At 53.8% G+C, this 24,225-nt stretch carries 21 protein-coding genes, 1 tRNA gene and 1 pseudogene; 15 read left to right on the top strand and 8 right to left on the bottom strand.

Translation table 11 applies throughout. From position 1 onward, the window contains the following. Positions 1-8: 8 nt before the first annotated feature. Both uvrC and uvrY read right to left on the bottom strand, forming a co-directional pair. Complete coding sequence (gene uvrC, locus ACM5QY_RS20100; RefSeq protein ID WP_416122389.1) at positions 9-1,844, bottom strand: excinuclease ABC subunit UvrC; 1,836 nt, start codon at positions 1,842-1,844, stop codon at positions 9-11. Beyond that, positions 1,837-2,493 (bottom strand): UvrY/SirA/GacA family response regulator transcription factor, encoded by a 657-nt coding sequence (gene uvrY / locus ACM5QY_RS20105; RefSeq protein WP_104922741.1) that lies wholly within the window; start codon positions 2,491-2,493, stop codon positions 1,837-1,839. The genes uvrC and uvrY overlap by 8 nt, the downstream gene beginning before the upstream one ends. A gap of 777 nt (positions 2,494-3,270) precedes the next feature. On the opposite strand from uvrY, the gene ACM5QY_RS20110 reads away from it, so the two are divergent. The 3 genes from ACM5QY_RS20110 to ACM5QY_RS20120 all read left to right on the top strand — a co-directional run bounded on the left by ACM5QY_RS20110 (position 3,271) and on the right by ACM5QY_RS20120 (position 4,558). Next, positions 3,271-3,495: a DUF2594 family protein gene (locus ACM5QY_RS20110; RefSeq protein ID WP_416122390.1), complete on the top strand. Its 225-nt coding sequence runs from the start codon at positions 3,271-3,273 to the stop codon at positions 3,493-3,495. A 112-nt stretch (positions 3,496-3,607) separates the two neighbouring features. Then, positions 3,608-3,778 carry a hypothetical protein gene (locus tag ACM5QY_RS20115; protein WP_416122391.1) on the top strand — a complete coding sequence of 57 codons (171 nt, stop codon included), beginning with the start codon at positions 3,608-3,610 and terminating at the stop codon, positions 3,776-3,778. 3 nt (positions 3,779-3,781) lie between these two features. Further along, positions 3,782-4,558, top strand: a complete 777-nt coding sequence (locus ACM5QY_RS20120; protein ID WP_416122392.1) for an AraC family transcriptional regulator — start codon at positions 3,782-3,784, stop codon at positions 4,556-4,558. On the opposite strand, the pseudogene leuA reads toward ACM5QY_RS20120, so the two are convergent. Next, positions 4,527-6,196, bottom strand: a pseudogene (leuA, locus tag ACM5QY_RS20125) (2-isopropylmalate synthase). The gene ACM5QY_RS20120 and the pseudogene leuA sit on opposite strands and share 32 nt — an antisense overlap. Before the next feature lie 191 nt (positions 6,197-6,387). Between leuA and ACM5QY_RS20130 the strand changes: the two are divergent. Beyond that, a complete protein-coding gene (locus ACM5QY_RS20130) occupies positions 6,388-8,154 on the top strand; it encodes a sensor domain-containing phosphodiesterase (RefSeq protein WP_416122393.1) in 1,767 nt (588 codons plus the stop codon). Positions 8,155-8,226: 72 nt separating this feature from the next. On the opposite strand, the gene ACM5QY_RS20135 is transcribed toward ACM5QY_RS20130, so the two are convergent. From ACM5QY_RS20135 to ACM5QY_RS20145, 3 genes are all read right to left on the bottom strand, one after another. Continuing rightward, positions 8,227-8,640 (bottom strand): hypothetical protein, encoded by a 414-nt coding sequence (locus ACM5QY_RS20135; protein ID WP_416122394.1) that lies wholly within the window; start codon positions 8,638-8,640, stop codon positions 8,227-8,229. Positions 8,641-8,833: 193 nt separating this feature from the next. Further along, positions 8,834-9,211 (bottom strand): hypothetical protein, encoded by a 378-nt coding sequence (locus tag ACM5QY_RS20140; protein WP_416122395.1) that lies wholly within the window; start codon positions 9,209-9,211, stop codon positions 8,834-8,836. Positions 9,212-9,810: 599 nt separating this feature from the next. Continuing rightward, positions 9,811-9,886: transfer RNA gene (locus ACM5QY_RS20145), tRNA-Lys, on the bottom strand. Positions 9,887-10,248: 362 nt separating this feature from the next. Between ACM5QY_RS20145 and cycA the strand changes: the two genes are divergently transcribed. Then, positions 10,249-11,649 carry a D-serine/D-alanine/glycine transporter gene (cycA, locus tag ACM5QY_RS20150; protein ID WP_416122396.1) on the top strand — a complete coding sequence of 467 codons (1,401 nt, stop codon included), beginning with the start codon at positions 10,249-10,251 and terminating at the stop codon, positions 11,647-11,649. 48 nt (positions 11,650-11,697) lie between these two features. Here cycA and ACM5QY_RS20155 read toward each other — a convergent pair whose 3' ends face one another. Together ACM5QY_RS20155 and rutR are read right to left on the bottom strand one after the other, a co-directional pair. Beyond that, positions 11,698-12,687, bottom strand: coding sequence for a metal-dependent hydrolase (locus ACM5QY_RS20155; RefSeq protein ID WP_416122397.1), 990 nt, complete (start codon positions 12,685-12,687; stop codon positions 11,698-11,700). 10 nt (positions 12,688-12,697) lie between these two features. Continuing rightward, the gene (rutR, locus tag ACM5QY_RS20160) at positions 12,698-13,387 is read right to left on the bottom strand and encodes an HTH-type transcriptional regulator RutR (protein WP_416122398.1); all 690 of its coding nucleotides are present in this window, start codon (positions 13,385-13,387) and stop codon (positions 12,698-12,700) included. Positions 13,388-13,785: 398 nt separating this feature from the next. Here rutR and rutA point away from each other — a divergent pair, with 398 nt between their 5' ends. The 10 genes from rutA to ACM5QY_RS20210 all read left to right on the top strand — a co-directional run bounded on the left by rutA (position 13,786) and on the right by ACM5QY_RS20210 (position 24,198). After that, positions 13,786-14,877: a pyrimidine utilization protein A gene (gene rutA, locus ACM5QY_RS20165; protein WP_416122399.1), complete on the top strand. Its 1,092-nt coding sequence runs from the start codon at positions 13,786-13,788 to the stop codon at positions 14,875-14,877. Further along, positions 14,877-15,626 carry a pyrimidine utilization protein B gene (gene rutB, locus ACM5QY_RS20170; RefSeq protein ID WP_416122400.1) on the top strand — a complete coding sequence of 250 codons (750 nt, stop codon included), beginning with the start codon at positions 14,877-14,879 and terminating at the stop codon, positions 15,624-15,626. The genes rutA and rutB overlap by 1 nt, the downstream gene beginning before the upstream one ends. A 26-nt stretch (positions 15,627-15,652) precedes the next feature. After that, a complete protein-coding gene (gene rutC / locus ACM5QY_RS20175; protein WP_104922751.1) occupies positions 15,653-16,039 on the top strand; it encodes a pyrimidine utilization protein C in 387 nt (128 codons plus the stop codon). Positions 16,040-16,080: 41 nt separating this feature from the next. Beyond that, positions 16,081-16,920 carry a pyrimidine utilization protein D gene (gene rutD / locus ACM5QY_RS20180; RefSeq protein WP_416122401.1) on the top strand — a complete coding sequence of 280 codons (840 nt, stop codon included), beginning with the start codon at positions 16,081-16,083 and terminating at the stop codon, positions 16,918-16,920. After that, positions 16,905-17,432: an NADH-dependent FMN reductase RutF gene (gene rutF / locus ACM5QY_RS20185; RefSeq protein ID WP_416122402.1), complete on the top strand. Its 528-nt coding sequence runs from the start codon at positions 16,905-16,907 to the stop codon at positions 17,430-17,432. Before rutD ends, rutF begins: the two co-directional genes overlap by 16 nt. A 25-nt stretch (positions 17,433-17,457) precedes the next feature. After that, positions 17,458-18,813 carry a pyrimidine utilization transport protein G gene (gene rutG / locus ACM5QY_RS20190; protein WP_416122403.1) on the top strand — a complete coding sequence of 452 codons (1,356 nt, stop codon included), beginning with the start codon at positions 17,458-17,460 and terminating at the stop codon, positions 18,811-18,813. 292 nt (positions 18,814-19,105) lie between these two features. Continuing rightward, a complete protein-coding gene (locus tag ACM5QY_RS20195; protein ID WP_416122404.1) occupies positions 19,106-20,746 on the top strand; it encodes a TIGR04028 family ABC transporter substrate-binding protein in 1,641 nt (546 codons plus the stop codon). A 16-nt stretch (positions 20,747-20,762) separates the two neighbouring features. After that, complete coding sequence (locus tag ACM5QY_RS20200; RefSeq protein ID WP_416122405.1) at positions 20,763-21,722, top strand: ABC transporter permease; 960 nt, start codon at positions 20,763-20,765, stop codon at positions 21,720-21,722. Further along, positions 21,719-22,582, top strand: coding sequence for an ABC transporter permease (locus ACM5QY_RS20205; protein ID WP_416122406.1), 864 nt, complete (start codon positions 21,719-21,721; stop codon positions 22,580-22,582). Before ACM5QY_RS20200 ends, ACM5QY_RS20205 begins: the two co-directional genes overlap by 4 nt. After that, complete coding sequence (locus tag ACM5QY_RS20210; protein WP_416122407.1) at positions 22,579-24,198, top strand: dipeptide ABC transporter ATP-binding protein; 1,620 nt, start codon at positions 22,579-22,581, stop codon at positions 24,196-24,198. Before ACM5QY_RS20205 ends, ACM5QY_RS20210 begins: the two co-directional genes overlap by 4 nt. Positions 24,199-24,225: the final 27 nt, after the last annotated feature.

A 24,225-nucleotide genomic window follows, 5' to 3' on the forward strand; every position in this document is an offset into this window, starting at 1 on the left:
CATTGCCTTTAGTGTTTCAACGCATTATGAATCTTTTCTGCCAATGCGTTAGAAATACCCGGCACCTGTGCAATTTCCTCTACGCTGGCATTCAGTAATGGCTGAATGCCTCCCATGTATTTCAGTAAAACCTGACGTCGTTTTGGCCCGACGCCTTCAATTTCTTCCAGCGCACTGGTCGTCCGCACTTTAGCGCGGCGCTGACGGTGGCCGGTGATCGCATGATTGTGCGAATCATCGCGGATATGCTGAATCACGTGTAATGCAGGAGAATCCGCTGGCAGCGCAATCCCCTCACCTTCAGGCACAAAAAACAGAGTTTCCAGCCCGGCTTTGCGGTCAGCACCTTTTGCGATACCAATCAGCAGCGGTTTAGATTTATCCCACTCAACATTCAGCGAGTCAAAAACATCGCGTGCCATACCGAGCTGACCTTTCCCGCCATCGATAAAAATGACATCGGGGATTTTCTTTTCATCCAGCGCTTTGCCATAACGACGGTTAAGCACCTGAGCCATCGCCGCATAATCATCGCCAGGCGTAATACCGGTGATGTTGTAGCGGCGGTATTCCGAGCGCACGGGGCCGTTACCGTCGAAAACTACGCACGAAGCGACCGTTTGCTCGCCCATAGTATGGCTGATGTCGAAGCATTCCATGCGGTTAATTTCAGCAAGATGGAGTGTTTTTGCCAATTCTGCCAGACGCTGATGGATTGTAGATTGCTGCGCAAGCTTCGTTGTCAGGGCGGTGGATGCGTTGGTGCGCGCCAGTTTCAGATAACGCGCACGGTCACCGCGAGGTTTGCTCTGAATCTGGACCTTGCGTCCAGCCATTTCACTCAGCGATTCCGCCAGCAGATCTTTTTCAGGCAGGCTGAAATCGAGCAAAATTTCGCCGGGAAGCGTGCGCATCTGGCTACCCTGCAAATAGAATTGCCCGACAAACGTCTGAACGACTTCGCCCAGATCGGTTCCGCCCGGCACTTTCGGGTAATAGCTGCGGCTGCCGAGCACTTTGCCCTGACGGATAAACAGAACGTGCAGACACGCCATTCCGGATTCAAAGGCCACGCCGATGACATCCAGATCTTCGCTGTTGCCCGACACAAACTGACGCTCAGTGACGCGACGGACGGCCTGAATCTGATCGCGGATCCGTCCGGCATCTTCAAAGCGCAAATCTTTGCTGGCTTCTTCCATACGGTTTACCAGCTGCGTAACAACCTGCTGATCTTTGCCCGACAGGAACAGGCGCACGTAATCCACCTGATCGTTGTATTCCTGATCGCTGACCAGCCCTTTGACGCACGGCCCCAGACAGCGGCCAATCTGATATTGCAGACACGGGCGTGAGCGGTTGCTGTAAACGCTGTTTTCGCACTGGCGGATAGGGAAAAGTTTCTGCAGCAACGCCAGCGTTTCACGCACGGCGTAAGAGTTGGGGAAAGGCCCGAAATACTCCCCTTTCGCGTGCTTGGCGCCGCGGTGAACCGTTATTCGCGGATGGTTGTCAGCGCTGAGGAAGATCAGCGGATACGACTTATCATCGCGCAGCAAAACGTTATAGCGCGGCTGATATAATTTGATGTAGTTGTGTTCCAGCAACAGCGCTTCGGTTTCCGTATGCGTCACGGTCACATCGATTTGCGCGATATTTTTGACCAGCGTTTCCGTTTTTCGGCTGGAAACCTGGACGCGAAAATAGCTGGAAAGACGTTTTTTAAGGTCTTTGGCTTTACCTACATAGATTACGGTGCCACTGGCGTCATACATCCTGTAGACGCCCGGCTGGCTGGTGACCGTTTTCAGAAAAGCTTTAGGGTCGAAATGCTCATCACTCACTGCCTGATAAAGTCTCCGCGTTGAACAAGCCGTGTCGGATAGCCAAATGGGTTAACTCAACATCGCCGCTGATATTTAGTTTACTAAACATCCTATAACGATAACTGTTAACTGTCTTGGGGCTCAAGTTCAGCTGTTCTGAAATTTCATTCACCTTTTGCCCCTTAGTAATCATGAGCATGATCTGTAACTCACGCTCCGATAAGGAATCAAACGGTGTTTCAGATTGGGGTTCAATCTGACTGAGTGCCATTTGCTGAGCGATATCAGACGCAATATAACGCTGACCCGAATCAACCAGGCGGATAGCATTCACCACTTCCTGTGGCGCTGCACCTTTACTCAGATAGCCCGAAGCACCGGCCTGCATCACTTTGGCGGGTAAAGGATTTTCGGTATAAATCGTCAGGATGATTATCTTGATGTCAGGCGAAAAACGAATGATTTTCTTCGTCGCTTCTAACCCGCCGATACCCGGCATATTCATATCCATCAGGACAATATCAACATCGTTGGCGCGACACCATTTGACGGCGTCTTCACCGCACTGCACTTCACCAACGACTTTGATGCCTTTGATATCTTCAAGAATGCGTCGTATCCCTGCGCGCACCAGTTCATGGTCATCAACAAGAAGAACGCTAATCAAAGAGAATTCTCCAAAAAATAAGGGCGACACACCGTCAGGTTCTTCAGGCCGGTCTTAACGTAATCATGCACGCTGAACATTAATAGTGTTCTCAGACCGCTTATAAACGAAGAGGAGGTGGCAATCAGAGGCCAGCATTAACAAACTCGCCCTACTACCGCTCATCGGCAGTGTTTTAATCAGGAAGACATAAAGCATTATTATAGCCAGAGCATTTTACTCTATCATGCCGTCCTGACCAAGGAATGTCTGAAAAAAACTACTTTGCTGAATGTAAATGAGAAGTGCCATCACCTATATTAATAATTCATTAAAAAAACCAGTCTAATCAACAGAAAGGGCTGATCAGAGGTCCGATCTTTTCAAGAGTACAAAAATAATAACATCGGAAATTTCAGGCTTAAAACAGGCATTTTCTTAGGCTGGCTATTTATCCGTCACCGCGACCCTTTCATATATCTATGATATATCCAATTATTATTTTAGATCGCACGAATTGCTGATGGTTTATATGAATAAGTCTGCCTATCAGGATGAAAGGTTCTCAGTTTACTATTACGTTTAGTATTCTTTACGACCGCCCGAATACTTTGTATGAATAATCCTATTTAGCCGTTTTAACGGCAACAAGCCTGCGCTGCACTAAAACATGCCAACTATGCTAAAATGCTGCCACTTTTCACCCGGCATTGCGGCTGGGATCTTTTTTTGCCCTGTTCTTTTTACCGTTCAGAATTCGGCGTGCTGCCTGACAGCCTGTCTGAGGAGATTTAAATAATGAGTAATTGCGATTTTACGACTGAAGCAAACGTTGAAACACTGGCGAGCGAAGTTGCCTGCCTGAAAGCCACTCTGACCCTGATTTTGAAAGCAATTGGTCAGGCTGATGCGGGTAAAGTCATGCTGAATATGGAACGTTTTGTCGCGCAGATGGAAGATGAGCAACAGGCCGAAGTCTTTAAAAACTCCCTGCAGCAAATCAAATTCGCCTACCGCCAGTAAGATTATTTCGGAGTCTGCCGCCTGGCGGGCTCCGCGCTTTCTGCCTTAAATTCTGCTATACCTAAATTCTGCTATAATAGTGCCCTGTATTCACATCATCAGGACAACTGTTATGAGCGAAAATAATAAAGAAAACAAAAGCAAGGCAGACGAAGTGCATGTCAGCGACGGGCTGGCTGAGCTGATTGAAGTGTCTGAACTGCTGACGGAAGAAGAAATCGAAAAAGCAGCTGAACAGGCCAAAAAGGCCGTCGAAGACGCCAAGAATCAAAAACACCACTGAACAATGCATCGTAACTTCCTCGCACCGCATCAGGCCATTGCGCCGCTGGCCATTGATTATCAGCACGGTGACAGCGAAGCGGCACACAGCCACAACTGCTCGCAACTGATCCACACGTTATCTGGCGTTGTGGAAGTTTACACCGCGCTCGGCACCTGGATGGTGCCGCCCGGTCGCGGAGTCTGGCTGCCCGCAAACGTGGAACACAGTCTGCGTTTTATCGGCGGTGTAAAAGCCCGAACGTTATTTGTCGATCCCCTTGCGCGTGCCGATTTACCCGCGCAGTGTCAGGTGGTCCAGATTTCCCCCCTGCTCCGCGAACTGATTCTGACCTCTCTGACGATACCGCCAGACTATTTGCCCGGCGGCCGTGAAGAACGGATTATGGAATTGCTGCTCGACGAACTTCGCCTGCTACCGACGTTGCCGCTATACCTGCCTGAGCCCAAAGAACCGGAATTATTAACCATCAGCCAGCAAATTCGTGCCGATCTTTGCACGTCCTGGGAGCTTGAAGATGTGGCTCAGCGTCTGAATATCAGCAGCCGGACGCTCTCTCGCCGCTTTCAGCGCGAAACCGGGCTGCGATTCAGCGACTGGGTCAGGCAGGCAAAATTGCTCGAAGCGATTAATCAGCTGGCGGCGGGTCTTTCGGTGATTGATGTCGCGCTGGCACTCGGCTACGACAGCCCGAGTGCTTTCAGCGCAATGTTCCGCCGTTCACTGGGCGTTTCACCCAGTGAATATTTTAATCAGTCAGAATCCCGCCAGCCGCATTAAACAGCGCCTGCACGGAAGCGCCCGACACATCGCTGTCGATGCCCACACCGTAGCAAGTTTCACCGAAACGCCCCTGACAACTCAGATACGCAACCGCACGGCTGTGGCTTTGATGTCCTAACGTATGTTCGTGGTAATCGCCAATTTCCAGTTCCACGTCAAAACTGCGGCGCAGGGCATCGGCCGCGCCGGACAACAGCCCGTTGCCGCTGCCGGTAATTTGCTGCTCTTCATTGCGGTAGCGAATGCGTGCACTGAAATGACAGACATTTTGCTCATCGCTGCGGATATCGTAACTCAGCAATTTCACCACCGGTTGTTCTGTCAAACCGTAGCGCGCGCGGAATAAACGCCAGATATCGCTGGTGCTCATTTCCTTGCCATGTGTATCGGTTTCGCGCTGCACGGCTTTGCTGAAATCTATCTGCAAACCGCGCGGCAGTTTCAGCCCGTGATTCTGTTCCAGCAACCAGGCCGCGCCGCTTTTTCCCGACTGGCTGTTCACGCGGATCACCGCCTCGTAACTGCACCCGACATCAGCGGGATCGAGCGGCAGATAAGGCACACGCCAGACATCACTTTCTGCCGTTTTCTGCGCTGCAAAACCTTTTTTGATGGCGTCCTGATGTGAACCTGAGAAGGCGGTAAACACCAGTTCACCGGCATAAGGATGACGCGGATGCACCGGCAACTGATTACATTCCTCGACGGCTTCAACAATCGCCTGCAAGTTACTGAAATCCAGCGCCGGGTTTACGCCCTGCGTATAAAGGTTCAGTGCCAGCGTCACGATATCCACATTCCCGGTGCGTTCGCCGTTGCCGAACAGACAACCTTCGACGCGGTCAGCTCCCGCCAGCATCGCCAGTTCAGCGCAGGCCACGCCGGTTCCGCGGTCATTATGCGGATGCACGCTGACGGAAACCTGCTGACGGCGGCTGAAATGACGGCAAAACCATTCAATCTGATCGGCGTAAATATTCGGGGTACTGACTTCCACCGTCGCGGGCAAGTTGATAATCATCGGACGCTCAGCGCCAGGCTCCCAGACATTAGCCACCGCTTCACACACTTCCAGTGAAAATTCCAGCTCGGTAAAACAGAACGTTTCCGGAGAATATTCGAACGTCCATTGCGTCTGAGAATATTGCTCACACAACTGGCGAATTTGCTGCGCACCGCGAACGGCCAGCTCACGGGTTGCGGCCTTATCCTGATTGAAGACCACTTCGCGAAAAACCGGCGCGGTAGCGTTGTATAAATGCACGATGGCGCGCGGCACATCTTTCAGCGCTTCAAAAGTGCGGGCAATCAGATCCGGGCGAGACGGCGTCAGCACCTGAATCACCACATCGTCGGGGATCAGCTTGTCTTCAATCAGCCCGCGCACAAAATCAAAATCGGTTTGCGACGCTGAAGGAAAGGCCACTTCAATTTGCTTAAAACCGCAGCGGACCAGCAGGTCAAAAAACTGACGCTTACGGGCATTATCCATGGGTTCCGCAAGCGCCTGATTTCCGTCACGCAGATCACTTGAACACCATTGCGGCGCTTTATCGAGTGTATTTCCCGGCCACTGGCGCTCCGGCAGATTCACCGGGGGAATGGACGGTATTTTTGTGACGGGTCGTTTAACATACGATTCTCCTGAGGAATAAAGTGAGCTGCTGTGCTCCGTGAATTCCATGGTACGCAAACGATACCTTTCTGCGCCTTGCTAACTGACAGCCACCCCCGCAAAACGGACAAAAGAAAATGATAAATGAATCAAAGTCACGCTATAGTGCATAACTAAACGCGTCCAGATCGGCGATCAGAGGTCGTACAGAATGAAAAGGGTTCTGAATCCAAACGAAAAAAAACGGCTTGCGGCGCTGCAAAAACTCAAAATTACGGACGGCAATCCGGATGAAGTGCTTGATCTGGTTACCCGGCTGACTCAGCAAATTTTCGATATTCCCATTTGCATCATTACTCTGGTAGATGAACATCGTCAGTGGTTTAAATCCAAAACCCAGATGGCGACGCAATACACGGCGCGCGACATCGCTTTTTGTGATTACACCATCCAGTCTTCGTCTGTCATGGTCGTCAACGATGCGACACGGGATCCGCGTTTCAGTGAGAACCCGCTGGTCACTGCGGATGAAGGAATGCGCTTTTATGCCGGTGCCCCGCTTATCACGCGTGAGGGTTTTGCGGTCGGCAGCCTGTGCCTGGCGGACAAACAGCCGAGAGATTTTTCCGTACAGGAAGTGGATATGCTCTCGGATCTGGCTGCTATCGTCATTGATATCATCGAGTCACGCAGCTCAATGAGCTTTGTGGATATCGTTACGCGCCTGCCTAACCGCCAGCGGCTGATGGAAGACATTACGCAGCTCATCAAAACGCCGGATAACACGTCTTACCTTCTGATCCTGATTGATACGCTCGACACGCTGTATGCCTATGACATCGGGCGCTCGATTGGCATTCCGAAAGTCGAAAACATTCTTAAAGACGTCGGGGCGTTTCTGCGCAGCGAACTCAATGAAAATGACAAAGTTTACAGCCTGATGCTCGGGCGCTTTGCGCTGATCAAACGGCTCGATGAGCAGAAAGAAATTTTCAATCAGCTGGAAATTGCCGCCACTAAAATCCAGCGAAGCATTACCAGCGATATCCCGATCAATGTCCGGCTGCACGCGGGGTATACCGTCTTTTCGTCAACCTCCTCCTGCGCTGAAACCACCCTGCGCCAGGGTATGTCGTCGTTGCACGAAGCCATCAGCAATAACCAACGGGTGATGCCATATCAGCAGGAATCTGATGTCATCCAGTTACGCGCTTTCAATCTGCTTAATGACCTGATGGCGACCGTCGCGTCCTGCGAAGATTTCCATCTGGTTTATCAGCCAAAAATTCGGCTGGCCGACAAAAAATTCCAGGGTGTGGAAGCGCTGATCCGCTGGCGGCATCCGACTTTGGGGATCATTTCTCCGTCAGAATTTATTCCTCTGGCAGAAAAAACACCGCTGATTACGCCGCTGAGCAACTGGGTGATCACCCAGGCCGTGATGCAAATTGCCGAATGGCAAAAACGTGGTGCGCAGATTCAGGTTTCCATCAACCTGACGGCTAATAATCTGGTGGAACAGGATTTAGTTCAGCGTATTCATACCGCGCTTATCCTGCATCAGGTTTCCCCGTCAATGCTGGAGATCGAGTGTCTGGAAACCCAGACACTGGCGAATAACCCGCATGCTGTGGCGTCGCTGGACGCCCTGAGACAAATGGGTATCAGCATTGCGCTGGATGATTTCGGCTCCGGCTACAGCAACCTGAACTACCTGCAAAAAATTCCGGCGGATACGCTGAAACTGGACCAGTCACTGATTCAGGGCATCAGTAATGACAGCAAAAGCAAAGTGATCGTCAAATCCATGATTGAAATGGCGCATGCACTGAGCTTTCAGGTGGTGGCAGAAGGAGTTGAAGACAACGACACGCTGCTGTGTCTGGAAGAACTTCGTTGTGATTCCGTGCAGGGCTTCTACTTTTCCCGCCCGTTGCAGCACGACCAGATACTGGAATGGTCGAAATCCTACACCTGATCCTTATCCGCGCAGAGTTTGCGTAAATACAGTTATAAAAAAACCCGCTTCAACGCGGGTTTTTCATTTCGGTCATTCGCCCGTTTTAGGCCGGATGTTATACGTGCCGAAGAAACTGCGATCTGTTTCCAGATTGATCGGCTTCCCGTTCGCATCCACAGTAATTGAACCGGTAGTTTTGGTCAGCGCACAGGCAAGACGAACATCAAAAGTACGCATACCGTTTGGCACATTTAAATCGACATACTGATTAAAGTGCAGCGAGGCTATGGTCTTGCCATCTACGATCACAATCAGCGGGCAGGTCTTTTCAAAAGGTATCACCGACCACTGATCGATTCGGTGCAACCTGACGTGCGTCTGCCCCGCCGGCGGCGTGGTGCTGGCATTGGCGAACGACGATTTGACCTGAAGTGTCGGTTCATAAGGATTACCCGCACACCCGGCTAAAAGTAGAGCAGCCAAGGCCACCAAAGTTTTTTTCATCGTTATCTCCCTGAGTTTATGCACGAATAATAGCAGCGTGCGCGCATTTGTCCGACTCTTTTTAGGAGAGATTTTTGGGCCTTGAACAGGCGCGGCAAAACAGAAAAAAACGATATGTTTAGTCTGCAAAGCCATTAAAAAAACCCTCTGGAGAGGGTTCGGTTCACTTGGGTTTTCTGCGAATAAGCTAAACTCAGTTTGCAACCAACTGATGAACCTCATCGGTTTTCGCATTAGTGTTTACCATCAGATAACTCAGTAAACTTTCACCTGATGCTTTTTTGGCTGCATCGTTGCCGGCAACCAAATAAAAGGATGTGGGAACATCATAAGGTGCTTCTTTTGAGGACTGTACAGAGAAAATGAGAACTTCAGGTGTATTTTCAGATACACAGGACATATCCCATTTGTTAACTTCTTGTTCCTTGGCCTTACATTTTGTAATGCCGTAACTGTTTGACATTTTATTGCTGACAGCAGTCTGAGCATCCAGAACATAGTCTGGTACACTGCCGCCTTTAAAATTACCGTACGCAATACCTGCAACTAACAATAGCGGTGCTGCATACAAAAAAATCTTCCTGTTCCTCACTTTCACGCTCTCCATTTAAAAGAAATATGTTCCTACGGTTAAGAATACTCCTAATTGGATTGCAAATAAATGTCAGTTTTATGTAATTTTTTACTTACAGTAAGAAACCATTTGTTTCAGAAAAATGAGAAAAGGATGTAACAAAATTGTGTACTTAACGATAACTCAAGGTATAACTTCAAAGCCTAACTCACCGGTTAAATTATGTCAGTAACTTCAGCTTCTTACGTCTTATGCTTTGATTAACCGGCAATGATATTGTTTTCTTTATATGAACGCATGCATTTCTGCAACACAGTATTTTTTACCTCGTGTCACGCAAAAAAAACAACGGAGATAAACCAAATTAAAATGGAAAATAATGGGTAATGTAAATACAGCATGATGAGCTAAGTAAATAAGGCGGGATTAATAGATATCGTGTTCATACTTTACGGAATATGCAGTTAAGCTGGCTAATTCCATCTGGTTTTCTACAACTTGTATTCCAATAAAAGCTTGGGCGGGAGTAAGTCCATATTAAAAAATTATATCTATCAAGAAGATAATAAAGAAATTATCACTCTCTAATAACACGTTGGTGGGTCGTGGCGGGTTCGAACCGCCGACCAATTGATTAAGAGTCAACTGCTCTACCGACTGAGCTAACGACCCAACGGGACGGATTATTCTCTTCTCAAGGGATGATGTCAAACGCTTATCCATACTTTTTTTGCAGTTATTTTCAGAGAGAATTGTGAAGCCCGTCACGATGAAAAACGGTATTATTCCCCCTTCCTCACTGACATTTGATGAATTAACACTCAGTTATCCAGGTTGTAAAAAATACGATACATTTTTTTCTGCGGCATTTTTCATGCCAGTTATAATAAATGCGCAGTTAACATTACTATTACACCGGTCATCCCGCTGTCGTTCCAGACGGGGTGACAAAAGAGCCCTCGGTAGCTCAATTTATAAATAAAGCGATATGGCGGAGTTCATACGCAAAAAGCAAAAACAGGAATCAATACAACATGCAAGAAGAGTCAAAAATCCTCAGTCAGGCAGGGGAAGAGAACGCAGAAGGTTTGCGGCGAAACCTCTCTAACCGCCATATTCAGCTTATCGCTATCGGCGGCGCCATCGGTACCGGCCTGTTCATGGGCTCCGGAAAAACCATCAGTCTTGCCGGCCCTTCCATAATCTTCGTGTATATGATCATCGGCTTTATGCTGTTTTTCGTAATGCGTGCGATGGGTGAGTTGCTGCTTTCCAATCTGGAATACAAATCTTTCAGCGATTTTGCCGCTGACCTTCTCGGTCCGTGGGCCGGATATTTCACCGGCTGGACATACTGGTTCTGCTGGGTCGTCACCGGTATCGCCGACGTCGTTGCCATCACCGCCTACGCGCAGTTCTGGTTCCCCGGCCTCTCGCAGTGGATCGCCTCGCTGCTCTGCGTTCTGGTCCTCCTCAGCCTGAACCTTGCTACCGTCAAAATGTTTGGTGAGATGGAATTCTGGTTCGCGATGATCAAAATCGTCGCCATTGTCGGGCTGATTATTGCTGGGCTGGTGATGGTTCTGACGCACTTCCAGACGCCAACGGGCACCGTCGCTGCTTTCAGTAACCTGTGGAACGATGGCGGATTCTTCCCGAAAGGCGTCAGCGGATTCTTCGCCGGTTTCCAGATTGCAGTATTCGCGTTTGTCGGGATTGAACTGGTGGGCACAACCGCTGCCGAGACTAAAGATCCGCAGAAATCGCTGCCGCGTGCCATCAACGCGATCCCACTGCGCATCATTATGTTCTACGTTTTCTCGCTGATCATGATTATGTCAGTGACGCCGTGGAGCCACGTTGTTGCGGATAAAAGCCCGTTCGTTGAGCTGTTTGTTCTGGCCGGTTTGCCGGCTGCGGCGAGCATCATCAACTTTGTGGTGCTGACCTCTGCTGCCTCTTCCGCCAACAGCGGCGTCTTCTCCACCAGCCGTATGCTGTTTGGTCTGGCTCAGGAAGGCAACGCGCCGAAAGCGTTCGGCAAACTCTCTTCCCGCGCCGTGCCGTCTAACGGACTGACTTTCTCCTGCATCTGCCTGCTCGGCGGTGTGGTGCTGATTTACCTGATCCCGAACGTGATGACGGTCTTCACGCTGGTCACCACCGTTTCTGCGATCCTTTTTATGTTCGTCTGGACCATCATCCTCTGCTCGTATCTGGTCTACCGTCGCAAACGTCCGCAACTGCACGAAGCGTCCATCTACAAAATGCCGCTCGGTAAAATCATGTGCTGGGTATGCATGGCGTTCTTCGCCTTCGTGCTGGTGCTGCTGACGTTGCAGGATGACACCCGACTGGCGCTGATGGTTACGCCGTTGTGGTTTGTGGTTTTGGGGATTGGGTATTGGCTGCGCAGCCGGAGCCGCCGCGCTTAACCAGGTCGGAAATATAACTCAGGAGCCTTTTCGGCTCCTGAGTCTGGACTACTCAACCTCCAGCGCCTGTCTGAACTGTCGCCACATCTTCACCGCTGACGGTCTTGCCGAGGCCACTTTGACCGGTAATTCAGGCGGCTCTCCGGCTTTCATCTCGCCAAGATCAAACACAAAGGTGTAATCCGGTTCCTGGCCCATGCGCAGATCGCTCACCAGAATGTGTCCGCCCTGCTCTTTCACACTGAAAAATCCGTGGCTGAACCAGGCGACACGGGCCAGAAACGCATTCTCTTTATGCGCTTCATACAAGGCTTCTCCGCGCGGATAAAAGCGGAACCGAATCGGGGAATCCGGGTGCAGCAGCGACGTGAAACCCTCGCCGTAGCTGTCTTTATTCATCACCACCACGCGCCACACCAGCGAGTTGAGCGGCGTCGGCGTGACCAGAACCTGCGTGCTTTCAATGTTCTGCCGCTGCAATTCCTCGCTGACGTGCACCGTCACCTGATGCTGCTCGATGACCGTGCAGGCGAGATACAAACAGCTCACGCCCAGCAGCACGTTATTCCACATAATCCCGCGCTGTTGCTCGCGGTACAGCGCCAGCCCGACGCCGATGATCAGCGGCAAGGTATACAGCGGATCGACGATGAAAATGCTGCCAACCGCAAACGGATAATGCGTAAAAGGAATGCCCAGCTGCGTGCCGTAAACCGTCATTAAATCGAGCAGCGGATGGGTGATGAGCGCCAGCCATACCGTGCCCCACCAGTGTCTGAAATGTTGCCCCGCGCTGAAAATTTTCGCCATCATCCAGGCGAGCAGCGGCGAAACCAGCGTGAGATACAACAGCGCGTGAGTCTCCGTGCGGTGCTGCGTCATATTGCTGATGGCGTCGCCGTGATCGTAAAAGACATCAAGATCCGGCAGCGTTCCGCAAACCGCACCGGCCAGCGCGGATTTCCACACCGGCGTCCGCTTGCCCATCACCGCGATACCGACAGCCGCACCCAAGACTAATTGTGAAACCGAATCCATCCTGACCTCTTTAAGCCCGAAGTTGTATGCCTTCGGTAATAATGCGCTGCACGTTGCTCACGGTCAGTTCGAAAAAATCAGGATCGTTGAGCGTTTTACCGGTGATGGCTTCCACCTGCACACCGAAATCGGCGTAATGCTGCGTGGTTGCCCACAGCATAAAAATCAGCTGCATCGGGTCAACCGGCGCAATCAGTTCATCTTTAATCCAGCCGCGGATCACATCCGATTTATCTTCCACCAGCGTTTTCAGGCTGCCGCCGAGTTCCTGTTTCAGCAGCGGCGCGCCCTGCACCATCTCCAGACAAAACAGTCGCGACGCCTGCGGATGATCGCGGGATACACAAAGTTTCAGGCGGATATATTCGCGTATCGCCTCCAGCGGATGCTGATCGCGCTGCAACGCTTTCAGCGGTGCCAGCCAGATATCCAGCAGACCTTTCAGCACAGCGATATACAGATCTTCTTTTGACGGAAAGTAATACAGCAGATTGGTTTTTGAGACGTCGGCGCGCTCGGCGACCTGATCCAGGCTGGTGCCGTGGATGCCGTACAGCGAGAAAAACTCCAGCGCGGCGGCCATGATATTGCCACGTTTGGCGGCGACCGCCCGCGAGCGGCGCGTCGGTGCTTTCACCCCGGCGTTGCGGGATTTGCTTTCCCCGGCGGCGGGCTGAGGAGGTTCGACCAATGGCTTCACAAGGATTTCCTGAAACAAACAGCAAGGGTGAAATCATAACAAATAGGGATAAATGCGACTATCGCTATAAGTTAGGTCAATTAAACAACAAATAAATAACCACAACAATTGCATTGATTAACAAAAATGCACCATTTGCGGACATTCCTGCCTGATTTATGTGCAGTTTGTTTTGACCAAATGGTCTGAAACAGACCGATTGCTCCACCACAAACAAGAAAAATCCTTTAACCTGCTGATAAACATCATATTTAAAAAAGTGGCACTGCCCTTGCAATACTCACCCCGTTAGGAAATTTCAGCACGGTGCAATTCGGAACCCGCAGGACGCACTCAAGCCGCGCAGAGATTTTCGCAAGCCCTTGTATTGAAATATGAATCTTCAACTGAGGTGAGCTATGAAAATCGGTGTCTTTATTCCTATCGGCAACAACGGCTGGTTAATTTCTGAAACTGCGCCGCAGTACAAACCGACTTTTGAACTGAACAAAACCATCGTGCAGAAGGCGGAGCACTACCATTTCGATTTCGCGCTGTCGATGATCAAACTGCGCGGCTTCGGCGGTAAAACCGAGTTCTGGGAACACAATATGGAGTCGTTCACGCTGATGGCGGGCCTTGCCGCCGTGACCTCCCGCATCCAGCTCTACGCCACCGCCGCCACGCTGGTGATGCCACCGGCCATTGTCGCGCGTATGGCCGCCACGATTGATTCCATCTCCAATGGCCGTTTCGGCGTGAACGTCGTCACCGGCTGGCAGAAACCGGAATACGAACAAATGGGCATGTGGCCGGGCGATGACTATTTCAGCCGCCGTTATGACTATCTGACCGAATATGTCAGCGTCCTGCGCGACCTGTGGGGCACCGGCCACTGCACGCTCGACGGCGAATTCTTCAAGATGGACGATTGCCGCGTCAGCCCGCGTCCGCAGTCTGAAATGAAAGTGATCTGCGCCGGACAAAGCGACGCAGGCATGGCGTTCTCAGCTAAACACGCCGATTTCAACTTCTGCTTTGGCAAAGGCGTTAACACGCCCACTGCGTTTGCGCCCACCGCTGCACGCATGAAAACGGCGGCGCAAGCCGAAGGCCGCGACGTCTCCTCTTACGTTCTCTTTATGGTCATCGCGGATGAAACTGACGCCGCCGCGCGCGCCAAATGGGAACTGTATAAAGACGGTGCCGATGCCGAGGCGCTGGCGTGGCTCACCGACCAGAGCAGCAAAGATACCAAATCCGGTGCTGACACCAATGTCCGCCAGATGGCCGACCCCACATCGGCGGTCAATATCAACATGGGCACGCTGGTCGGTTCCTACGCCAGCGTCGCCAGAATGCTCGATGAAATCGACACCGTGCCCGGCGCAGGGGGCGTTTTGCTGACCTTCGACGACTTCGTGGAAGGCATCGAAAACTTTGGCCGTTTCATCCAGCCATTAATGAAAACCCGCCAGCACATCGCAACGCAACAGAAAGAGGTGGCGTAATGAACGTTGTTGAAAATCAGACAGTTGTCCGCCGTGAACCGAAAAACGCCGGTGAGGAAACCATTCTCACGGCCCGTCCGGAAGCCATTGCGTTTACACCGCAGCAAACGGCGCTGATTGTGGTGGATATGCAGAATGCGTACGCCTCGCAGGGCGGTTATCTGGATTTAGCCGGTTTTGACGTCTCCGCGACCGCGCCGGTGATCGCCAACATCAAAGTGGCGATTGCCGCCGCGCGCGCCGCAGGCATCAAAGTGATCTTCTTCCAGAACGGCTGGGACAATCAGTACGTCGAGGCTGGCGGTGCCGGTTCGCCGAATTTCCACAAATCCAATGCGCTGAAAACCATGCGTAAGCGCCCGGAACTGATGGGCAAATTACTGGCAAAAGGCGACTGGGATTACGATCTGGTGGATGAACTCCGGCCACAGCCCGGCGACATCGTGCTGCCAAAACCGCGCTACAGCGGATTCTTCAACACCCAGCTCGACAGCCTGCTGCGCAGCTACGGCATTCACCACCTGGTGTTTACCGGCATCGCCACCAACGTGTGCGTGGAATCCACGCTGCGTGACGGTTTCTTCCTCGAATATTTCGGCGTGGTGCTTGAAGACGCCACCCATCAGGCAGGCCCGGAATTCGCACAAAAAGCAGCAATTTATAACATCGAAACATTCTTTGGCTGGGTCTCCAGCGTGCGCGATTTCTGCGACGCCGTGGGTTATGACGCTAAACAAAACGCCGCGTAACGGCTTTATAAAGAGGAAATAGAAATATGCCTAAAAGTGCCATTATTCCGGCTGGCAGCGGCGTTCCGCTGGCACCGTTTGTTCCGGGAACGCTGGCCGACGGCGTAGTGTATGTCTCCGGCACGCTGCCTTTTGATAAAGACAATAACGTGGTGCATCTGGGCGATGCCGCCGCGCAAACCCGCCATGTGCTGGAAACCATCAAAAGCGTGATTGAAACCGCAGGCGGCACAATGGATGACGTCACCATGAACTCGATTTTCATCACCGATTGGGCGAATTACGCCGCCGTAAATCAGGTTTACGCCGACTATTTTCCGGGCGAAAAACCGGCGCGGTTCTGCATTCAGTGCGGGCTGGTCAAACCGGGCGCACTGATTGAAATCGCCACCATCGCGCACATCGGCAAGTAAAATACCGGGATCCGCCCTCCTGAAAACCTTGAGGAAACATCATGTATTACAAGGTATTGGGTAAGAATAATGCAGACGCCGAAACCGTGGTGCTTTCCTCCGGCCTCGGCGGTTCAGGCAGCTTCTGGCAACCCCAGCTGGCGATGCTGAGCGCGCATTTTCGCGTCATCATTTATGACCAGCAGGGAACCGGCGTCAGCAAAGGCACGGTGCCCGCCGGTTATCGCATGGAAGACATGGCGGATGAGCTGGCCGGACTGCTCAACGCGCTGGACATCACCCGCTGTCATCTGGCCGGTCACGCGCTCGGCGGCATTATTGGCCTGCATCTGGCTTTACGTTATCCCGCGCTGCTGCAAAGCCTGGTGGTGATCAACGGCTGGGCGAAGCTCGACAACCAGACGCGACGCTGCTTTGAAGTCCGCCAGAATTTACTGCTCAACAGCGGCGTCGATGCCTACGTGCAGGCGCAACCGCTGTTTCTGTATCCGGGCGACTGGCTGTCGGCCAACGACGCATTACTTCAGGAAGAGCGCCAGCATCAGGTGGCGCATTTTCAGGGGATGGAAAATCTGCTTCACCGGCTTCAGGCGCTGATGGCGTCCGATCTCACCGCCAGCCTCGGGCAGGTTATCGCGCCCACGCTGGCGTTCAGCTGCAAAGATGATTTGCTGGTGCCGTGGATGCGTTCTGCCGATCTCGCCGAACGCCTGCCGAACGGCGAACACACACAAATGCTGTACGGCGGCCATGCCATGAGCGTGACCGACCCGGAAACGTTTAACCCGATTTTACTGGAATGGCTGCAACGGCATTCATCGCAAAACCCTGCCGCGCCTTCCCGGCAACTGCCCACGGAGACAACATGGCCGAAACATTAACCGCCACCTCAACGATGCCGTCCGTCGAAAAACAAGCGTTCCGCGATGCGATGGCGCATCTCGGTTCCGCCGTTAACATCATCACCACCGACGGCACCGGCGGTCGTGCGGGCTTTACCGCATCGGCCGTGTGCAGCGTCACCGACTCGCCGCCGACCTTGCTCGTTTGCCTGAACCGCTCGGCGTCGGTGTATCCGGCATTTACCGAAAATCAGGTACTGTGCGTCAACACGCTGGCCGACTGCCATGAATCGCTGTCGAATTTATTCGGCGGAAAAACGCCGATGGAACAACGCTTTGACGCCGCCGAATGGTCATCTCTTTCCACCGGTTCTCCGATCCTCAGCGATGCGCTGGTGTCGTTTGATTGCAAAATCACGCAAGTCACCCGCGTCGGCACCCACGATATTTTGTTTTGCGAAGCCGTTGCGATCACCCGCAACGACGAACGCCACGGACTGGTGTATTTCGACCGCCGCTATCACCCGCTGATGCGGCAGTCAGCCTGTTAACTCAACCTGATTAGGGAATTGCAGCATGGCAAATACCAATACCTCCTGGTTTCCAAAGTGGCGTAAAAGAGAAGGCAATCTGGATGGCGCCGTGATTGCGCCGGACGAACGGCTGCCGTTAGGGCCGACGGTGATTATGGGGCTGCAACATACCGTCGCCATGTTCGGCGCGACGGTATTAATGCCGCTGCTGATGGGGTTCGACGCCAACATGGCGATCCTGATGTCCGGCATCGGCACCCTGCTGTTTTTCCTGGTGGTCGGCGGACGCGTGCCGAGTTATCTCGGGTCGAGCGCGGCGTTTGTCGGGCTGGTGATTGCGGTGACCGGCTACAGCGGCCACGGCGCGAACCCGAATATCGGCGTGGCGCTCGGCGGCATTATTGCCTGCGGCGTCATTTATACGCTGATTGGTTTTGTGGTGATGGCCGTCGGCACCCGCTGGATTGAACGCCTGATGCCGCCGGTCGTAACCGGTGCGGTGGTGATGGCGATTGGTCTGAACCTCGCGCCGATTGCCATTAACAGCGTCTCGGCCTCGTCGTTTGACAGCTGGATGGCGGTGGTCACCGTGCTGTGTATTGGATCTGTGGCCGTTTTCACCCGCGGCCTGGTACAGCGTTTGCTGTTGTTGCTCGGGCTGGTGGCGGCGTATCTGATTTACATGCTGGTCACGAACGTCATGGGGTTGGGCGCGCCGGTGGATTTCACCGCCGTCGCACAGGCGGCGTGGTTTGGCCTGCCAACCATCACCACGCCGGTGTTCAGCACCCACGCGATGCTGATGATTGCACCGGTGGCGGTGATTCTGGTGGCAGAAAACCTCGGGCACATTAAAGCGGTCGCGGGCATGACCGGTAAAAACCTCGACCCGTACATGGGCCGCGCGTTTGTCGGCGACGGTCTGGCGACATTATTGTCAGCCTCCGCAGGCGGAACCGGCGTGACCACTTACGCAGAAAACATCGGCGTCATGGCGGTCACAAAAATTTATTCCACCCTGATTTTCGTCGCCGCTGCGGTTGTTGCCATTGTGTTGGGCTTTTCGCCCAAATTTGGTGCACTGATCCACACCATTCCCGGTCCGGTATTGGGCGGCGCGTCAATTGTGGTGTTCGGTTTGATTGCCGTAGCCGGTGCGCGCATCTGGGTACAAAACCAGGTGGATCTGGGTCTTAACGGAAATCTTATTATGGTTGCGGTCACGCTGGTACTGGGCGCAGGCAACTTTACCCTGAGTCTGGGCGGCTTCAGCATGGGCGGCATCGGCACGGCGACGTTTGGCGCCATTTTGCTCAATGCCTTCCTCAGCCGCAGCAAACCGGGAGAAACACAGCCGGAAATTAAAACTGGCACAGAAGCTGCATTAAAAGATCACTGACGACCTCAGTTTCTCCTTAGCTCATCATTTTTGATGATCGCCAGCGGTTATCCGGTCCACCCGTCCGGAGTAACCGCTGGTTTTTTTCTTTCTGTTTCCTGAATCTCTTTTCTCCAAAAACCTCTCCTCCGTCCCCTTTTCCTGCTTATGCTGGATTTCGGCTAACCAATGCACATTTCCTTCGTTCACCTCCCTTTTAAATTGGTTTGTTATGGAACCAGCACTTTCGTTCTAACGCATGCCGGAAGTGATTCATCTGCCAGCAATCACCAAAAATAAAAAGGGTCTCACTATGCACATTCTTCGCCGGAGAAACGCGGTCACACGCGCACTGGCTTTAGGGGTATTGATCACCAGTTCTTCCGCCGTTTTTGCCGCCGACGCCACGCCGGTTCAGGGCGGTACACTGGTTTATCTCGAACAACAGGCACACACCAATTTATATCCTCCGGCGGGTGGCTTTTACCCGAACGGCGGCATCCTGAATCAGATCACCGACAAACTGACCTATCAGAACCCCAAAACGCTGGAAGTCGAGCCGTGGATTGCCGAATCCTGGAGCTTCAACGCCGACAAAACCGAATACACCTTCAAACTGCGTCCGGGCGTGACCTTCTCCGACGGCACGCCGCTTGATGCCAACGCCGTAGCGAAAAACTTCGACACCTACGGGCTGGGCAACAAAGAACGCCATCTGCCGGTTTCCGAAGTGATTAACAACTACGACCACAGCGAAGTGGTTGACACGCTGACCGTGAAGTTCTACTTCAAAAAATCCTCACCGGGCTTCCTGCAAGGCACCGCAACCATCGGCTCCGGGCTGGTGTCACTGAGCACGCTGGACAGGAATTTTGATGCGCTGGGCGATGCGACGCACATCATCGGTTCCGGCCCGTTCGTGGTCAGCAAGGAAACGCTTGGTCGTGAAGTCGATCTGACGGCGCGCAAAGATTACAACTGGGGGCCGAAAAACCTCAAACAGCAGGGCCGCGCCAATCTCGACGGCATCAAAGTCATCGTCACCGGCGAAGACAGTGTGCGTATCGGCGCGCTGCTGGCCGGTCAGGCAGATTTCATCCGTCAGGTTCAGGCGTATGACGAAAAACAGGCCAAAGACCAGAATTTCCCGATTTATGCCGCGCCAACCAAAGGCGTGAATGACAGCATTTCGTTCCGTCCGGATAACGCGCTGGTGTCTGACCTGAAAGTCCGTCAGGCGCTGCTGCACGCCACCAACAGTAAACAGGTGGTCGATACGCTGTTCTCGCCAAACTATCCGCAGGCCACCTCCGTCATCGCCAAAACCGCCGCCGGTTACGTCGATCTGAGCAACAAACTGACCTACGACCCGACGCTGTCGAAAAAGCTGCTGGACGAAGCGGGCTGGAAACCGGGCCCGAACGGTCTGCGCCAGAAAGACGGCAAAACGCTGTCACTGACCATTTATGAATCCCTGCCGCAGCCGCAGAACAAAGAAGTCTTGCAGCTGGTTTCGCAGCAGTGGAATCAGGTCGGCGCGAAGCTGAACATTCTGGCCGGTGACGCGGGCAGCCGCGTGGCGGACAACCTGGATCCGGAAAAAACGCCGGCGAACGTGGTTGAAGTCGGCCGCGCCGATCCGGACGTCATCAAAAGCTCCTTCTACCCCACTAACCGCGATGCGCTGCTGCAAAAAGGCGGCCTGAGCAGCAAGGTGAAAAGCTTCCGTGACGACAAACTGAATGATCTGCTGGTGGCGATTTCAGCCGAAGTGGATCCGAAAAAACGTCTGGCACTGGCCGGTGACGTGCAGAACTACCTGCTCGATCAGGCTTACGTCATTCCGATTTTCGAAGAGCCACAGGTCTTTGCCGGTGCACCTTATTTCAAAGGCGTGAGCTTCGAAGCCGTTGGCCGTCCGAGCTTCTACGGCGCATGGCTTGAAAAGCACTAACAGGCAGGAGTGAATCATGAACCGATACGTTAGCGGTCGTTTTGGGCAGGCTTTGCTGGTGTTGTGGGCGGCGTTTACCGTCTCCTTCATTCTCCTGCAAGTGCTGCCGGGCGATGCCATTCTGATTAAATTCCAGAACCCGGACATGGGGCTGAGCCCGGCGCAAATCGCGGATATGCGCGCGGCCTACGGCGCGGATGTGCCGCTGGTGCAGCAATATCTGCATACGCTGGGGAATTTCCTGCGCGGGGATCTGGGCTATTCAATTCAGGCTGGCGTACCGGTCACTGAATTACTCAGCAGCAACTTTCCGCCAACTTTGCGGCTGGCGCTGATGGGCTTCGCACTGGCCGCCGTGGTGGCCTTTGTGCTGGCGTTTACTTCCAGCCTGCTGCATTTCGGCTGGCTGAAAAACCTGTTGCAGTCGGTGCCGTCGCTGTTTATCTCCATTCCGACTTTCTGGCTCGGCATCGCGCTGATTCAGTTTTTCTCTTTCCATCTGCGCTGGATCCCGGTGATCAATCCGGGTGAATGGGTCGGGCTGATTTTGCCGGTGGTGACGCTGGCCGTGCCGATTTCCGCACCGCTGGCGCAGATCCTGATCCGCAGCATTGATCAGGTGCAGACCCAGCCGTTCGTCGCCGTCGCCCGCGCCAAAGGGGCCAGCCGCAGCGGTGTGTTGTGGCGTCATGTGGCGCGCAACGCCCTGCTTCCGGTGCTGACGATCGCCGGTTTACTGTTTGGCGAACTGATTGCCGGGGCGCTGATCACCGAGACGGTATTTGGCCTGAATGGCCTCGGACAACTGACGCAGCAGGCGGTGAACAATCAGGACGTCGCGGTTTTACAGGCGATTGTGGTGATTTCCGCCGCCGCTTTTGTCGGCATCAATTTACTGGTCGATTTGCTTTATCCGCTGCTTGATCCGCGTCTTAAAGCGAACGCCTCGAAAAACTCAAAGGGAGCCACCGCATGAGCAGCTTACCGCTGGGTAAAAGCATTCTTTCACTGCCTGCCACGCAGCGCCGCCGCTGGAAACCTGCCCGTTTACAGCCGGGGCTGATCATCGCCTGGCTGGTGATCGCCACCGTGATTTTATGGGCAATCGCGCCCGGCTGGTTTACCGGTTACAGCGGCACCGAAGGCATTGCGGGCGCGCAACGTCTGGCTCCGCAGGCCGGTCACTGGCTGGGCACCGATCAGCTCGGCCGTGATGTGTACGCCCGCATCGTTTACGGCGCGTCGCATTCACTCTCCGGCGCACTGGTCGCCGTGGCGCTCGGGCTGGTGTTCGGCACCGCGTTAGGGCTGGCAGCCGGTGCCAGCGGTGGCATTGTTGACGCGGTAGTCATGCGCATCAACGACGTGTTGCTGTCGATTCCCGGCCTGCTGCTGTCGCTGAGCGTTATCATTTTGCTCGGCTTCGGCACGGTTCACGCGGCGATTGCCGTCGGCGTGACCTCCGTCGCTAACTTCGCCCGTCTCGCCCGCGCCGAAGTGGTGCTGGTGCGCCACAGCGATTACGTCGAAGCAGCGTACGGCAGCGGCGGTACCTTCTTCTCGATCCTCTGGCGGCACATTCTGCCGAACTCGCTGACGTCGGTGATTGCCTTCTCTGCGCTGCAATTCGGCAGTGCGATTCTGGCGATTTCCACCCTGAGTTTCCTCGGTTACGGCACACCGCCACCGACGCCGGAATGGGGTTTGCTGATTGCCGAAGGCCGTAACTACATTTCAACCGCCTGGTGGCTGACCACCTTCCCCGGCGTAGTCGTGGTGCTGGTGGTGCTATCCGCCAACCGCATCAGCCAGTCATTACGCAGGAGAACGCGATGAGCACACAGGCAACTTTCAATCATCAGACCGCACCCGTTCTTGAGCTGGATAACGTGACGATTGCCTACGACGGCACACCGGTCGTTCACAACGTCTCGTTTTCCATTAATGCCGGCGAAGTGCTGGCACTGGTGGGCGAATCTGGTTCCGGTAAAACCACTACCGCGCAGTCGATCATCGGCCTGCTGGCGGAAAACGGTCATATCGAACAGGGCGAAATCCGCCTGAACGGCACCGACATCAGCCAGTGGTCGCAGCGCCGCCTTGATGCCCTGCGCGGCGCACGCATCAGCCTGATCCCGCAGGATCCGACCAGTTCGCTGGATCCGGTAAAAACCATCGGCTCACAGGTCGCCGAAATTCTGGATATCCACCAGCGCCTGCCGCGTGTACAGCGCGACGCCCGCGTGGTGGAACTGCTGACCCGCGTCGGCCTTACGCACCCGGAACAGCGCGCGAAACAGTATCCGCACGAACTTTCCGGCGGCATGAAACAGCGCGTACTGATTGCGATTGCGATTGCGCTGCAACCGGCGCTGATCATTGCCGACGAACCGACCAGCGCGCTCGACGTCACGGTACAAAAACGCATTCTGGATTTGATTGACGATTTGCGCCGCGAATCCGGCACCGCCGTTTTGCTGGTCACGCACGATCTGGCGATTGCCGCCGAACGCGCCGACCGTTTGCTGGTGTTCCGTAACGGCAAAGTGCAGGAACAGGGCGTGACGGCGGAAGTGCTGAACGCGCCGAAAAGCGATTACACCCGCCAGCTGTTTTCTGACGTCCCTGCCCTCTCAGGCCGTCACCGTGCGCACATCGCCGCCGTCGCTGAACCGGTGCTGGTGGTCGAAAATATCATTCATGATTTCTCACTGGGCGGCAAAAATCAGGCGGCATTCCGCGCTGTCGATAATGTTTCGTTCAGCATTCCGCGTGGCACCACACATTCTCTGGTCGGCGAATCCGGCTCGGGCAAAACCACGCTGGCGCGCATTCTGCTCGGTTTTCAGAAACCGGACAGCGGCCGCGTGCTGATTGACGGTCAGGACATCACCCGCCTCAAAGGCGAAGCGTTGCGTCAGGTGCGCCGTAAAATCCAGCTGGTGTATCAGAACCCGTTTGCCTCGCTGGATCCGTCGCAGACCTTATTCAGCGTGATTGAAGAACCGCTGCTGAACTTCGAAAAAACCCCGTCAGCGGTACGCCGTGAGCGCGTTCTGGATATCGCCCGCCGCGTGGCGCTGCCGGAAGAACTGCTGGGGCGCAAACCGCGTGAGCTTTCCGGCGGCCAGCGTCAGCGCGTGGCGATTGCGCGGGCGCTGATCCTCGAACCGAAAGTACTGGTGCTCGACGAAGCGACCTCGGCGCTCGACGTCACCGTACAGGCGCAGATTCTGACCCTGCTCCAGCAGCTACAGGATTCACTCGGCCTGACCTATTTATTTATCTCGCACGATCTGGCGACCGTCCGGCAAATCTCCCACAGCGTCTCGGTGCTCAACCGCGGGCAACAGGTGGATTCCGGCAACGTGGAAGACGTGTTTGCGCTGCCTTCCAGCGATTACACACGGCAGCTGATCGATGCGATTCCCGGCCGCCACCGCGCCGCCTGAGTCAGCACATGAAAAAGAAAAGAGGGA

The sequence above is a fragment of the Rahnella sp. PCH160 genome (assembly GCF_047784855.1).
Classification (GTDB): domain Bacteria; phylum Pseudomonadota; class Gammaproteobacteria; order Enterobacterales; family Enterobacteriaceae; genus Rahnella.